Origin of the sequence: Pseudonocardia sp., from assembly GCF_029263155.1 — a bacterium.
In the GTDB taxonomy this organism is placed as follows: Bacteria; Actinomycetota; Actinomycetes; order Mycobacteriales; family Pseudonocardiaceae; genus Pseudonocardia.
Map to the genome: position 1 here is coordinate 1 of NZ_JAJCYB010000059.1, position 12,409 is coordinate 12,409.

General features: G+C 74.5%; 14 protein-coding genes. 9 read left to right on the forward strand and 5 right to left on the reverse strand.

Features of this window, described 5'->3' with window-relative positions; genetic code table 11:
* Positions 1-116: 116 nt before the first annotated feature.
* Complete coding sequence (gene glgX, locus Q1K26_RS11940; RefSeq protein ID WP_300010620.1) at positions 117-2,123, reverse strand: glycogen debranching protein GlgX; 2,007 nt, start codon at positions 2,121-2,123, stop codon at positions 117-119.
* Between the two features lie 132 nt (positions 2,124-2,255).
* On the opposite strand from glgX, the gene Q1K26_RS11945 reads away from it, so the two are divergent.
* Entirely contained in the window at positions 2,256-3,020 is a 765-nt protein-coding gene (locus tag Q1K26_RS11945; protein WP_300010659.1) for an ABC transporter ATP-binding protein, read from the forward strand.
* Between the two features lie 350 nt (positions 3,021-3,370).
* Positions 3,371-4,150, forward strand: coding sequence for an enoyl-CoA hydratase/isomerase family protein (locus Q1K26_RS11950; protein ID WP_300010623.1), 780 nt, complete (start codon positions 3,371-3,373; stop codon positions 4,148-4,150).
* A gap of 6 nt (positions 4,151-4,156) precedes the next feature.
* Here the strand turns inward: Q1K26_RS11950 and Q1K26_RS11955 are convergent, their stop codons facing one another.
* Positions 4,157-4,684: a Uma2 family endonuclease gene (locus tag Q1K26_RS11955; RefSeq protein WP_300010626.1), complete on the reverse strand. Its 528-nt coding sequence runs from the start codon at positions 4,682-4,684 to the stop codon at positions 4,157-4,159.
* Between the two features lie 57 nt (positions 4,685-4,741).
* On the opposite strand from Q1K26_RS11955, the gene Q1K26_RS11960 reads away from it, so the two are divergent.
* From Q1K26_RS11960 to Q1K26_RS11975, 4 genes are all read left to right on the forward strand, one after another.
* On the forward strand, positions 4,742-5,698 hold the full coding sequence (locus Q1K26_RS11960; RefSeq protein ID WP_300010629.1) for a class I SAM-dependent methyltransferase: 957 nt from the start codon (positions 4,742-4,744) through the stop codon (positions 5,696-5,698).
* Positions 5,699-5,742: 44 nt separating this feature from the next.
* On the forward strand, positions 5,743-6,942 hold the full coding sequence (locus Q1K26_RS11965) for a DUF5931 domain-containing protein (RefSeq protein WP_300010632.1): 1,200 nt from the start codon (positions 5,743-5,745) through the stop codon (positions 6,940-6,942).
* Entirely contained in the window at positions 6,939-7,649 is a 711-nt protein-coding gene (locus Q1K26_RS11970) for a response regulator transcription factor (protein ID WP_300010635.1), read from the forward strand. The genes Q1K26_RS11965 and Q1K26_RS11970 overlap by 4 nt, the downstream gene beginning before the upstream one ends.
* A gap of 88 nt (positions 7,650-7,737) precedes the next feature.
* Complete coding sequence (locus tag Q1K26_RS11975) at positions 7,738-8,355, forward strand: response regulator transcription factor (RefSeq protein WP_300010638.1); 618 nt, start codon at positions 7,738-7,740, stop codon at positions 8,353-8,355.
* Positions 8,356-8,457: 102 nt separating this feature from the next.
* Here Q1K26_RS11975 and Q1K26_RS11980 read toward each other — a convergent pair whose 3' ends face one another.
* Positions 8,458-9,396 carry a nucleoside hydrolase gene (locus Q1K26_RS11980; protein ID WP_300010641.1) on the reverse strand — a complete coding sequence of 313 codons (939 nt, stop codon included), beginning with the start codon at positions 9,394-9,396 and terminating at the stop codon, positions 8,458-8,460.
* Between the two features lie 177 nt (positions 9,397-9,573).
* Here Q1K26_RS11980 and Q1K26_RS11985 point away from each other — a divergent pair, with 177 nt between their 5' ends.
* Positions 9,574-9,702, forward strand: coding sequence for a hypothetical protein (locus tag Q1K26_RS11985; protein ID WP_300010643.1), 129 nt, complete (start codon positions 9,574-9,576; stop codon positions 9,700-9,702).
* 10 nt (positions 9,703-9,712) lie between these two features.
* Here Q1K26_RS11985 and Q1K26_RS11990 read toward each other — a convergent pair whose 3' ends face one another.
* Positions 9,713-9,922: a hypothetical protein gene (locus Q1K26_RS11990; RefSeq protein WP_300010646.1), complete on the reverse strand. Its 210-nt coding sequence runs from the start codon at positions 9,920-9,922 to the stop codon at positions 9,713-9,715.
* A gap of 44 nt (positions 9,923-9,966) precedes the next feature.
* Between Q1K26_RS11990 and Q1K26_RS11995 the strand changes: the two genes are divergently transcribed.
* Together Q1K26_RS11995 and Q1K26_RS12000 are read left to right on the forward strand one after the other, a co-directional pair.
* Positions 9,967-10,725, forward strand: a complete 759-nt coding sequence (locus Q1K26_RS11995) for an acyltransferase (RefSeq protein WP_300010650.1) — start codon at positions 9,967-9,969, stop codon at positions 10,723-10,725.
* Positions 10,726-10,809: 84 nt separating this feature from the next.
* The gene (locus Q1K26_RS12000; protein WP_300010653.1) at positions 10,810-10,965 is read left to right on the forward strand and encodes a hypothetical protein; all 156 of its coding nucleotides are present in this window, start codon (positions 10,810-10,812) and stop codon (positions 10,963-10,965) included.
* Positions 10,966-10,999: 34 nt separating this feature from the next.
* Here Q1K26_RS12000 and Q1K26_RS12005 read toward each other — a convergent pair whose 3' ends face one another.
* Complete coding sequence (locus tag Q1K26_RS12005; RefSeq protein ID WP_300010656.1) at positions 11,000-12,253, reverse strand: glycosyltransferase family 4 protein; 1,254 nt, start codon at positions 12,251-12,253, stop codon at positions 11,000-11,002.
* Positions 12,254-12,409: the final 156 nt, after the last annotated feature.

The following is a 12,409-nucleotide window of genomic DNA, read 5'->3' on the forward strand; positions in this document are numbered from 1 at the left end:
CTGCGCCCCCGCCTCGCGCGCCCGGCGCCCGCGCCGCGGGCGCGCTGTGGCCCCGCCTCGGGGGCACGCTGGGCCGGTGGTGCGCGTGGCGGGGTCTGCGGGCGCGCGAGTCGGGGTCAGGGGGTACGGAGCAGGAGCAGCGAGCGCGCGGGCTGGGTGATGGTGCTGGCGCCGGGGAGGGGGCGGCGGCCTGCGGGGGTGCCGTCGGGTCGGGTGGAGTCGAGGACCGGGGTGTAGGGGCCGCCGCCGGGCAGCGTCACAGCGATGGCGTCCGGGCCGGCGTGCAGCAGCAACAACCACTCCCCGCGCAGCAGGCCCAGGCTGTGCAGCCCGCCGTCGTGCCAGTCGTGCCCCCGCAGCCGCCGCCCCGCCGGGTGCCACCAGAGCACCTCGCCGTCGCGGTAGAAGCGGTCGCGGTGCAGGGCGGGGGAGCCGCGGCGGATCTCGGTGAGGCGGGCGGCGAACGCGGTGAGCGACGCGGCGCCCGGGCTCGGCGTCCAGTCCACCCACGACGTGGGGTCGTCGAGGCAGTAGGCGTTGTTGTTGCCGCCCTGGGTGCGCCACAGCTCGTCGCCGCCGAGCAGCATCGGGGTGCCGGTGGAGAGCAGCAGGGTGCCCAGCAGCGCGCGGGCGGTCGCGAGCCGGCGCTGCACGCGCACGGGCGAGTCCGTCTCGCCCTCCACGCCGAAGTTCTGCGAGCGGTTGTCGTCGGTGCCGTCGCGGTTGCCCTCGCCGTTGGCCTCGTTGTGCTTGCGCTCGTAGGAGACCAGGTCGCGCAGCGTGAACCCGTCGTGGGCGGTGACGAAGTTGACCGACGCCCACGGCCGGCGGCCGTTGCCGGCGTAGAGGTCCGAGCTGCCGGTGAGCCGCGACGCGACCTCGCCGATCCCGCCGTGCCCGCGCCAGAAGTCGCGCACCGCGTCGCGGAAGCGCCCGTTCCACTCCGACCACGCCACCCCGAACCCGCCGACGCGGTAACCTTCGCCGGTGGCGTCCCACGGCTCGGCGATGAGCTTGACCCGCGACAGCACGGGATCGGTGGCGATGGCCGTGAGCAGTGGGGCGTGCGGGTCGAACGTGCCCGACCGCGGGCGGCCGAGCACCGAGGCGAGGTCGATCCGGAACCCGTCGACGCCGAACACGGTGACCCAGTGCCGCATCGCGTCGCACACCAGCCGGATGACGGTGGGGGAGCCGGCGTCGAGGGTGTTGCCGGTGCCGGTGATGTCGGCGTCGTGGCCGTTGCCGCCCAAGGAGTAGTAGGCGGGGGCGTCCAGGCCGCGGTAGGACAGCGTGGTGCCGCCGACGCCGCCCTCCGCGGTGTGGTTGGGGACGATGTCGAGGATCACCTCGATGCCCGCGGCGTGCAGCGCCCCGACCATCGTCGCGAACTCCTCCACCTCCGCTCCGGGCAGGCTCGCGTAGCCGGCGTGTGGGGCGAGGAATCCGAGCGTGGCGTAGCCCCAGTAGTTCGTCCGCGAACGGGCCAGCAGCGGCGGCTCGTCGGCGATGGAGGTGACGGGCAGCAGTTCCACGGCGGTGACGCCGATCCGCAGCAGGTGGGCGACCACCGCGGGGTGCGCGAGCCCCAGGTAGGTGCCGCGGTGCTGCGGGGGCACCTCGGGGTGCTGCCGGGTGAATCCCCTGACGTGCAGCTCGGTGATCACCGTCTCCGACCACGGGACCTCCGGGCCCGGGTGCCGGGGTGCCCCGTCCGGTGCGGTGACGACGGACAGCGGCACGTGGCCCAGCGAGTCGCGCTCGCTCAGCGGGCCCGTCATCGGATCGTCGACCCAGCCCCGTGCCGCGTCCAGGTCGGTGACCCGCCCGGCGATCCGGCGCGCGTAGGGGTCGACCAGGATCTTCGCCGGGTTCGCGCGCACGCCCTGCCAGGGCCGGTACGGACCCCGCACGCGATAGCCGTAGCGCTGACCTGCGGAGACACCGGGAACGTGCCCGTGCCAGACGCCGAACGTGCGCTCGGTCAGCTCCACCCGCCGCTCGCTGAGCGACCCGTCCGGGCCGTCGACCAGGCACACCTCGACCGCCTCGGCGCTCGCGGAGGCGACGGCGAAGCGCACCCCGGTGTCGTCGACATGGGAACCCAGGGGGAAGACCGGCACGACGGGTCAGGATAGAGGGCACCGCAGTGCCCGGCCCCTCGGCGGTCGGCCCGCGCGATCGGCGAGGATGGGTCCGTGGCTGCTCCCGATTCGCCCGCGCCCGCCCCCGACCTGACCGATCTCGTCGTCCGGATGGACGGCGTGTCGGTACGTCGCGGCTCCACCACGCTCGTCCGGGACGTCGACTGGCGCGTCGAGCTCGACGAGCGCTGGGTCGTGCTGGGCCCCAACGGCGCCGGCAAGACCACGCTCATGCGCCTCGCCGCGGCCGAGCTGCACCCCACCGACGGCGCGGTGCACGTGCTGGGCGAGCGGATCGGGCGCGTCAACCTGTTCGAGCTGCGCACCCGCATCGGCCTGACGTCGGCCAACCTGGGCCTGCGGATCCCGAACGAGGAGACCGTGCGCGACGTCGTCGTCAGCGCGGGGTACGGGCTGCTCGGTCGCTGGCGCGAGCGCTACGACGACACCGACACCGACCGCGCGGACCACCTCCTGCACGCCCTCGGCGTGCACGGGCTCGCCGATCGCGCGTACGGCACGCTGTCGGAGGGCGAGCGCAAGCGCACCCTGATCGCCCGCGCGCTGATGACCGATCCGGAGCTGCTGCTGCTCGACGAGCCCGCCGCGGGGCTGGACCTCGGCGGTCGGGAGGACCTGGTCTCCCGGCTCACCGCGCTGGCCGCCGACGCCGACGCCCCGGCGTCGATCCTGGTGACCCACCACGTCGAGGAGATCCCGGTCGGCTACAGCCATGGCCTGCTGCTGCGCGACGGTGCGGTGGTGGCCGCGGGGCTGCTCGACGACGTGCTCACCGACGAGAACCTGACCGCCACCTTCGACCTGCCGCTGGGCGTGCTGCGCCGTCGGGGCCGCTACACCGCCTGGCTGCGCTGACGCCCCGCTCGTGCGGGCCGGTCCCGGTTGCGTGGCCAGCAGCCCGACCGGGCGGTCGGTGCACGGGTCACCGCGGGGCGGTGCGCCGATCTGAGGCGGTCGCGCGGGCCCGGAAGACGGTGATCGACGTTGCGGAACGCCCGAGTGTGCATGAGCGCGCTGCAGGTTCCGAGTCGTTGATCATGGGGCCGCACGGTGCGGGTGGACCGGCTGATCGGCGGTCGACGACGCAGCACCGCCCACCCGCGCGTCCGTGGCGGACCGGATGATCGACGGTAGGGTCCGGTGCAGGCGCCGGGACCGGCGCGGCAGGTGGATCAGGCGGCAGGGCAGATCGGGAGGAACGCGGCGTGGGCGAGTTCGTGACACTCGAGGTCGACGGTGGTGTCGGCACGATCCGGCTGGACCGGCCGCCGATGAACGCCATCAGCCGGCAGGTGCAGGAGGAGCTCCTGGCCGTCTCGGCCGAGGCCACGCAGCGCGCCGACGTGCGGTCCGTGGTGCTCTACGGCGGCGAGAAGGTGCTGGCCGCGGGCGCCGACGTCAAGGAGATGGCGAACATGACCTACGCCGACATGTCGGCGGTCGCACGCCGGCTCTCGGCGGGGTTCGGCTCGCTCTCGACGATCCCCAAGCCCACCGTCGCGGCGATCACCGGCTACGCCCTCGGCGGTGGCCTGGAGCTGGTGCTGGGCTGCGACCGGCGGGTCTGCGGCGACAACGCCAAGCTCGGCCAGCCGGAGATCCTGCTGGGGATCATCCCCGGGGGCGGTGGCACCCAACGGCTCACCCGCCTCATCGGGGCCCCGAAGGCCAAGGACCTGATCTTCACCGGACGCATGGTGAAGGCCGAGGAGGCGCTGGCGATCGGGCTGGTCGACGAGGTCGTGCCGGCCGACGAGGTCTACGCCACCGCCCACCGGTGGGCCGCGCAGTTCGCGAACGGCCCGGCCGTGGCGCTGGCCGCGGCGAAGAAGGCCATCGACGGCGGGCTCGACGTCGACCTGCGCACCGGGCTGGACCTGGAGGCCGAGGTCTTCGCGGCGCTGTTCGCCACCGAGGACCGCAAGGTCGGCATGGAATCGTTCGTCGCCAACGGGCCGGGGAAGGCGGAGTTCACCGGGAGCTGATCCCGGTCAGCCTGCGAACAGGGCGTCGATCTCCAGGGCGAAGCCGGAGAGCAGCGGGCTGGTGAGCTCCTCGCCGGAACCGATCTCGACCAGGTCCTCGGCCCCGCCCGCGCGGTGGACGAGCACGGTGCTGGCCGGGGTGTCGACCAGCCACAGCTCCCTGGTGCCCGAGGCGCGGTACTGCGCGAGCTTCGGCCCGATGTCGAGCCGCCAGGTGCCCGGCGAGCGGACCTCCACGGCCAGGTCGGGCGGCCCGTCGTGGCGGGTGCCGTCGGGTGGGGTGGCCGTCCACCAGACGTCGGGCTTGTAGAGATGGGAGTCGGAGAGGACCCAGTTGCCTCCCCAACCCACCTCGCCGTGCCCGGCGTCCGTACGTGTCCAGTCGCGCAGAGCGTCATAGCAGCGCCCGCACAGGCGCTGGTGCCGGAACCCCGGATCGTTGATGTGGACCACCCCGTCGATCAGCTCGGAGCCGATCGGGTAGTCGCCCGCGAGGAACTCGTCGGACGAGATCCGGGTCGTGGTCACCGTCATGGCTCTCATGGTCGCACCGTGGCACGAGGGTCCGACAGTTCTGGGATGCTGCTACCCATGAGTACGGAGCCCGTCCCCAACCCGCACGCCACCGCCGAACAGGTGGAGGCGGCGCGCCACGACCGCAAGCTCGCGAACGTGCTCTACCACGACTGGGAGGCCGGCTCCTACGACGAGAAGTGGTCGATCTCCTACGACGAACGCTGCATCAGCTACGCCGCCGACCGCTTCCGGCTGGTGGCGGGCGAGACCGGGTTGCCCTACGGGCGGGCCCTGGAGCTCGGCTCGGGCACCGGGTTCTTCCTGCTCAACCTCATGCAGGCGGGCGTCGCGACCACCGGCTCGGTCACCGACCTGTCGCCCGGGATGGTCGCCGCGGCGCTGCGCAACGCCGAGCATCTGGGCCTGGATGTCGACGGCCGGGTCGCCGACGCCGAGCGGATCCCGTACGACGACGACACGTTCGACCTCGGCGTCGGGCACGCGGTGCTGCACCACATCCCCGACGTCGAGCGGGCGCTGCGCGAGGTGCTGCGGGTGCTGAAGCCGGGTGGACGCTTCGTCTTCGCGGGCGAGCCGACCCGGATCGGTGACGCCTACGCCCGTCGGCTCGGCGCGCTCACCTGGAAGGTCACCACCACGGTGACGAAGCTGCCCGCCCTGTCGGGGTGGCGGCGGCCCCAGGCCGAGCTGGACGAGTCGTCGCGGGCCGCGGCGCTGGAGGCGCTCGTCGACATCCACGTGTTCGATCCGGCCGGGCTGGAGGACACCGCGCGCCGCGCCGGGGCGCGGGACGTACGGGTCGTCACCGAGGAGTTCAGCGCGGCGATGCTGGGGTGGCCGGTGCGCACGTTCGAGGCCGCCGTGCCGCCCGGGAAGCTGGGGATGCGCTGGGCGATGTTCGCCTACCGCAGCTGGCTGCGGCTGTCGTGGCTGGACCGGCGGGTGCTCTCCCGGGTGGTCCCGCGCGCGTGGTTCTACAACACGCTGGTGACCGGTACCAAGATCGCGTAGTACTACCGACGACGGCCCGCGCGGCGGGGTCCAGGATGGGCCGGGTGAGCCCGGACATGGTGCGCCCGATCGAACCGCTGTGGCGCGGGCTGCTCGTCTACCGGGTGCTCACGCTGCTCAGCGCCGCGGCCGTCGTGCTGTACTCGCTCGACGACTACGCGCTGCCCGCCGGTGCGGTCGCCGTGCTGGTGGCGATGGCGCTGTGGACGGCGGTGACCGGTTACGCCTACCTGGGGTACCCGCCGGTCGACCGGCGGGGCACGGTCGCGCTCGTCGATCTCGCCGTCACCGTCGCCGTCATCGGCACCACCCCGCTGGTGCAGACGCCGGCGCAGATCGCGGCGGACGCGCCGGTCAGCGGCTCGATCTGGACCTCCGGAGCGGTGCTGGCCTGCGCGCTCGCCTTCGGGATCCGCGGCTCGCTGGCGGCGACGGCGGTGCTCGCCGCGGTGCTGCTCGGGGTATCGGCGCAGCTCGCGCCCCAGCTCTACGACATCCAACTCGTGCTCCTGGTCTCGCTGAGCATCGGTTTCGCGTCCTCGGTGCTGCGCCGCCAGGCCGACCGCCTGCGCGCGGCGATCGGCTCCGAGGCCGCGATGGCCGAGCGGGAGCGGCTCGCCCGCGCCGTCCACGACGGGGTGCTGCAGGTGCTGGGCCACGTCCACCGCCGCGGCGAGGCGCTCGGCGGCGAGGCGGGGCGGCTCGCGGCGCTGGCCGGGGAGCAGGAGATCGCGCTGCGGACGCTGCTCACGTCCGGCCCGGCACCGGTCGACGTCCACGGCCGCCGCGACCTCGCCGACGTCCTGCGCATGCTCGGGTCGGGGCACGTGAGCGGGCCGGCGAGCTCGCCATCGGACGCCGGTGCGGTCGACGAGCGCAGGCGGGGAGCCCGCATCAGCGTGTCCGCGCCCGCGTACCCGGTGCTGCTGCCCGCGCGGACCGTCGACGAGCTGGCGGCCGTGGTCGGGGCGGCCCTGGCGAACGTCGCGCTGCACGTGGGACCCGACGCCCCGGCCTGGCTGCTGGTCGAGGACATGGGCCGCGACGTCGAGATCAGCGTCCGCGACGAGGGACCCGGCATCCCGGCGGGCCGGCTGGAGGCCGCCGAGCGGGAGGGCCGGCTCGGTGTGGCGCGCTCGATGCGCGGCCGCGTCACCGAGCTGGGGGGCACGCTGGTCTGCGAGACGGGCCCGGGACGGGGCACGGAATGGATCATCCGCGTACCGAGGGAGATCAGGCGATGACCGGCACCGGTCGACGGCAGCAGGCGGAGCCGGTGGACACGGCGATCACGGTGATGGTGGTCGACGACCACCCGATCTGGCGCGAGGGGGTGGCCCGCGACCTCACCGAACGCGGCGTCGATGTCGTCGCCACCGCCCCCGACGCCGACGCGGCCGTGCGGATCGCGCTCGCCGTGCGGCCGCGCGTCGTGCTGATGGACCTCAACCTCGGCGCCACGTCGGGCGTCACCGCCATCGCCGGGATCCTGGAGAAGCTGCCCGACACGCGGGTGCTCGTGCTCTCGGCCAGCGGGGAGCACACCGACGTGCTGGAGGCGGTCAAGGCCGGGGCCACCGGCTACCTGGTCAAGTCGGCCGGGGTCGAGGAGCTGCTCGCCGCGGTGCGCCGCACGGCCGAGGGCTTCCCGGTGTTCACGCCGGGCCTGGCCGGGCTGGTGCTGGGGGAGTACCGGCGCCTGGCGGGGGAGCCCGCGGGCGCCGAGGAGCCGCCGGTGCTCACCGAGCGCGAGACCGAGGTGCTGCGGCTGGTGGCGAAGGGGCTCACCGCGCGGCAGATCGGCGAGCGGCTCGGGGTGTCGCACCGCACCGTCGAGAGCCATGTGCAGAACACGCTGCGCAAGCTGCAGCTGCACAACCGCGTGCAGCTCGTGCGCTACGCGATCGAGCAGGGACTGGCCGACGACTGGGGAAGCCCGGGTACCAGTTAGACCGAAGGGGTGAACGGCTGCGTCCACGACGACGGGTACCCGGTCCGTCCTGCCAGAATCCGATCATGATCGATCGGCGGGAGGCCGGATGACGGCGCCGGAACCGGTCACCGCCCTTCTCGTGCACGGACCCGCCGACCGGGCGTCCGCACTGGACGCCGCCGGAATCGGCGTGCAGGCGGCCGTGGACTCCGCGCAGGACGCGGTGGCGGCGGTGGCCAGCGGTCGGCCCGACGTCGTGGTGGTCGATCTCGCCGGCGGTGACGCGCTGGCCGCCATCGCACTGGTCGCCGACGAGCAACCGGGCACCGCGGTGCTCGCGATCTCGGTGTCCGCCGAGCACGCCGACGTCCTCGCCGCGGTGCGGGCGGGCGCGACCGGGTACGTGGTGGCGACCGCGGAACCGTCGGAGGTGGTCGACGCGGTGCGCAGGCTGGCCCGCGGCGAGTCCGCGTACAGCCCCGGGCTCGCGGTCGTGGTGCTGGAGGCGCGCGGCGAGCCGGCCGCCCCGGAGGTGCACCTGACCGACCGCGAGCTCGACGTGCTGCGCCTGGTCGTGGAGGGCCTCACCGCCCGGCAGATCGCCACCCGGCTCGTGATCTCGCCGCGCACCGTGGAGAACCACGTGCAGCACCTGATGGGCAAGCTGCCGGTGACCAACCGGGCGGCACTGGTGCGCTACGCGATCGAGAACGGGCTGGCCTGATTCCGCCGGAACCGCCGTGCGACCGGCGCGACGGTTCCCAACTGGCGATCAACGACGGGCCGGCGGCCGGACCGGCACGGCGGACGCGGCCCGGTGCCGGCCTCAGCCCAGGCGGCCCACCCGCTCCAGCACGCCGGCCAGCACCGCGTCCATGTCGGCGTCGTGCGCGACCTGCACCGGCGGGCCCTCGGGCGCCGGGCGCCGGGCGGGGACGGTGGCACCGCGGGCCGGACCGAGGTCGCAGGCCACCCGTACCGCCATCGGCGTCGTGCGCAGCGTGCCCGGCAGGACCGCCTCCAGCACGGCGACGGCGTCGTGCAGCGCCACCGCGTCCACGCCGTAGCGGTCGCGGTAGGCGGCCCGGTAGTGCGCGATGATCTGGGCCAGCTCGAGGCCGCGCGACCCCGCGGCACCCAACGCCTCGACCCAGTCGGGGCCGGCGGGGCACCGCGTCGTCAGGTCGAGCGGCACCATCGTGACGGGCACGTCCGCCTGCGTGAGCACGCGGTGGGCGGCCTCGGGGTCGCAGAGGGCGTTGAACTCCGCTGCCCCGGTGACGTTGCCGGCGCCGAGCGTGCCGCCCATCCACACGATGCGCCCGATCCGCGGCGCCAGCTCCGGGTGCACGGCCAGCAGCAGCGCGACGTTCGTCAGCGGCCCGATGGGTGCGATCGTCACCGGCTCGCTGGCCTCGCGCAGCACCGCCGCCATCAGCCCGACCGCGCCGCGCGGGTCGGGCGGTGCGGCGGGCGCGGGCAGTGCGGTCGCGCGGCCACCGAGCCCGTCGCCGCCGTGCCACCGCTCGGCGCGCTCGGCCTGGGCGTGCACCAGCGGGCGGGCCGCCCCGGCCCCGACCGGCACCTCCGGGCGCCCGGCCAACGCCAGCAGCCGCCCGGCGTTGCGCGTGGTGGCCGCGAGCGGCACGTTGCCGAACACCGCGGTGACGGCGCGCAGGTCCACCTCGGGCGACGCGGCGGCCATGAGGATGGCCACGGCGTCGTCCACGCCCGGGTCGGTGTCGATGATCAGCGGCGTGGGCATCCCCGGACCCTACGACCGCACGGCGAGCAGCGGTGCCCGCGCGCCCTGGCCGGCGGTCCCTGGCCGGCGCCACGCGGATCTTCGCCACGGCCACGCACGCGGTGTTCAGCGGGCGCTGCTACGAGAACCTGGCGGCGCTCGCCGTTCGAGCGGGTCGTCGTCACCGACACGATTGCCTTGCGCCCCGGCGCCCCCGACTGCGTGCGGGTCGTCTCCTGCGCCGACCTGCTCACCGACTCGATCCGGCGGATCTTCACCGACGACTCGGTGAGCGAGGTCTTCGGCGGCAAGAACCATGTGTTCTGACGCCGCCCGCTCACTCCGAGCGGGTGGGCTCGCTCTCGTCGTCGGCGTCGAGGTCGCGGGCGGCGCGCTCGGATGCTCCGCCCGCTCCGCCGGGATCGGTGTCCGGGTCGTCGGTCGCGGACGGGTCCGCGGCGGCGTGCACCCGGTCGTCGCCGGGGTCGGCGGACGTCGGGTTGTCGACGCGGCGGGACACCACGCGGTCGATCTCTTCGCGCTCCATGGGCGCGGCATACCCGGTCGCGGCCCGGATTAGGCTCGGGCGCCATGACCGGCATGTGGGGGTCACAGGTTCGCGACCGGTGGGGCCGCGTGGCTCGGCGCGACCCGCGCCAGGCCCGCTTCCTCACCCTCGCCTCGCTGCGCTGGGTGCTCCGCAACCGCGCCTACACCCCCTGGTACCTGGTGCGCTACGTCCGGCTGTTGCGGTTCCGGCTGGCCAACCCGCACGTCGTGCTGCGCGGCATGGTGTTCCTGGGCAAGCGGGTGGAGCTGCACGCCCGTCCCGGGTACGGGCGGCTGGAGATCGGTCGTTGGGTCCACGTCGGTGACGGCAACTCCCTGCGCTGCCACGAGGGCTCGTTGCGCATCGGGGACAAGGTCGTGTTCGGCAAGGACAACACCGTCAACTGCTACCTCGACATCGAGATCGGCGCGGCCACGATCGTCGCCGACTGGGTCTACGTCACCGACTTCGACCACCGCATCGCCGACGTCACGGTGCCGATCAAGGACCAGGGGATCGTCAAGACACCCGTGCGGATCGGGCCGGACTGCTGGCTCGGGGCGAAGGTGTCGGTGCTGCGCGGCACGCGGGTGGGGCGCGGGTCGGTGGTGGGCGCCCATGCGGTGGTGCGGGGCGACATCCCCGAGTTCTCCGTCGCGGTCGGGGCCCCGGCGCGGGTCGTGCGCAACCGCGTCGACGACTACCACGCCGCCGCCGCCGAGCGCGCGGCCGTCGCCGACATCGCCCGCAAGACCGCCGCGGCCGTCGATCGGAGGATCGCGCGTACCGAGCCGATGTGAGCTGCGTCCGGGTCGGTAACACCGGCCGGTCGGGCCCCGTTGTCTCCGACGAGAGCGTTCGACCGCACCCGAAGGAGCTCCGCCATGACCGACCGCACCGTGCGCCGCCTGCAGGAGCTCGAGGCCGCCTACACCGTCGCCGTCAACGAGGCCGTCGCGGAGGACCGTGAGGACCCGGTCCGCGAGCTCGTCGCCGAGTACCCGGATGCGGCCTCCCGGGTCATCAACGGCGCCGCGTGACCCTCCGTCGGGCGGAACTCCCGCCGCGTTCGGATCAGCGGCCGAACACGTTCCCGGTCGGGATCTTGGGCCGGGGCAGGTCCTGCGGGCCGCCCGTCGGCGTGCGCGCGTAGACCTCGGCGGTGGCCGCGGCGATGTGCACCCAGTCGAACTCCACCTCCAGGCGGGCACGGGCGGCGCGGGCGCGGCGCCGGGCCGCCGCCGGATCCGCGAGCACATCGCCGACGGCCCGGGCGAGGCCCGCGACGTCGCCGGGTGCGAACGAGGCGCCGGTCCGGCCGTCGACGACGATGTCGCCCAGCCCGCCCGCCGTCGACGACACCAGCGGCGCCCCGGCGGCCGCCGCCTCCAGCGCGACGATCCCGAACGGCTCGTAGCGGCTGGGCAGCACCACGGCGTCGGCGGCGGCGAGCAGCGGGGCCAGGTCCCCGTCGGGGAGGTGGCCGAGGAAGTCGACGCTGCGCCGTACCCGGTGCGTGCGGGCGGCCCCGACCAGCATCTCCGCGCCCGTGCCGGTACCGGCCACCAGCAGCCGTGTGCCGCGGTGTGCGCGGCGGATCCGGGGCAGCGCGGCGATCAGGTCCTGTACGCCCTTCTCGTACTCGAGGCGTCCGAAGTACAGCAGCAGCGGCGCGCCGTCCGGGGCGTGGTGCTGCCGGGCGGCCCTCACGCGGGCCCGCGGCACCCGCCAGCCGCGTGGCTCGATCCCGTTGTGCAGCACCGCGATCGGGTCCGGGTCGAGATCGAACAGTTCGGCCACCTCGGCGCGCATCGCGGCCGAGCACGTGATCACCGTGTCGGCGCGGTTCGTGAGCCACCACTCGGTGGAGTGCACCTGGCGGCTCACCGGTGAGGACAGCCAGCCGCCCCAGCGGCCGGCCTCCGTGGCGTGGATCGTGGCGACGAGCGGGGCGCCGAGCACGTCGGCCAGCGCGATCGAGGGGTGGGCCACGAGCCAGTCGTGGGCGTGCACGACGTCGGGGCGCCAGCGTCCGAGCCGGGTGAGCGCGGCGCGGACCATCGCGTGACCCATGGCCAGCGTCCAGGCCATCATGTCGCGGGCGAACTCCATGTGGGCCGGGTCCTCGGCGACGCGCAGCACCCGCACCCCGCCGGCCGTCTGGTCGTCGGTGGGGTGGGTCTCCGCGTCGGTGCCTGCCGGGTGCCGCGAGAGCACGACGACCTCGTGCCCGGCCGCGGCCAGCTCCCGGGCCAGCGCGTGCACGTGCCGGCCCAGCCCACCGATCACCACCGGGGGGTACTCCCACGACACCATCAGCACCCGCATCCCGGCAAACCTACTCGCTCTGGCGACGTCGGATATTGGAACTGTCTGAATGCCCTGTCTCATGACGTGGTCCCCCGGCGGCTGACGTCGGCGGCGTAGGTGGTCCAGTCTCCGGCGCTGGCGCGCTGCCAGGTGACTGCGACGTCGATGTGGATG

Coding starts and splice junctions, on each gene's coding strand:
- Q1K26_RS11945 (WP_300010659.1), top strand. CDS start 2,256: ATGGACGGCGTGTCGGTACGTCGCGGCTCCACCACGCTCGTCCGGGAC.
- Q1K26_RS11955 (WP_300010626.1), bottom strand. CDS start 4,684: ATGACGGTGACCACGACCCGGATCTCGTCCGACGAGTTCCTCGCGGGC.
- Q1K26_RS11960 (WP_300010629.1), top strand. CDS start 4,742: ATGAGTACGGAGCCCGTCCCCAACCCGCACGCCACCGCCGAACAGGTG.
- Q1K26_RS11970 (WP_300010635.1), top strand. CDS start 6,939: ATGACCGGCACCGGTCGACGGCAGCAGGCGGAGCCGGTGGACACGGCG.
- Q1K26_RS11975 (WP_300010638.1), top strand. CDS start 7,738: ATGACGGCGCCGGAACCGGTCACCGCCCTTCTCGTGCACGGACCCGCC.
- Q1K26_RS11980 (WP_300010641.1), bottom strand. CDS start 9,396: ATGCCCACGCCGCTGATCATCGACACCGACCCGGGCGTGGACGACGCC.
- Q1K26_RS11990 (WP_300010646.1), bottom strand. CDS start 9,922: ATGGAGCGCGAAGAGATCGACCGCGTGGTGTCCCGCCGCGTCGACAAC.
- Q1K26_RS11995 (WP_300010650.1), top strand. CDS start 9,967: ATGACCGGCATGTGGGGGTCACAGGTTCGCGACCGGTGGGGCCGCGTG.
- Q1K26_RS12000 (WP_300010653.1), top strand. CDS start 10,810: ATGACCGACCGCACCGTGCGCCGCCTGCAGGAGCTCGAGGCCGCCTAC.
- Q1K26_RS12005 (WP_300010656.1), bottom strand. CDS start 12,253: ATGCGGGTGCTGATGGTGTCGTGGGAGTACCCCCCGGTGGTGATCGGT.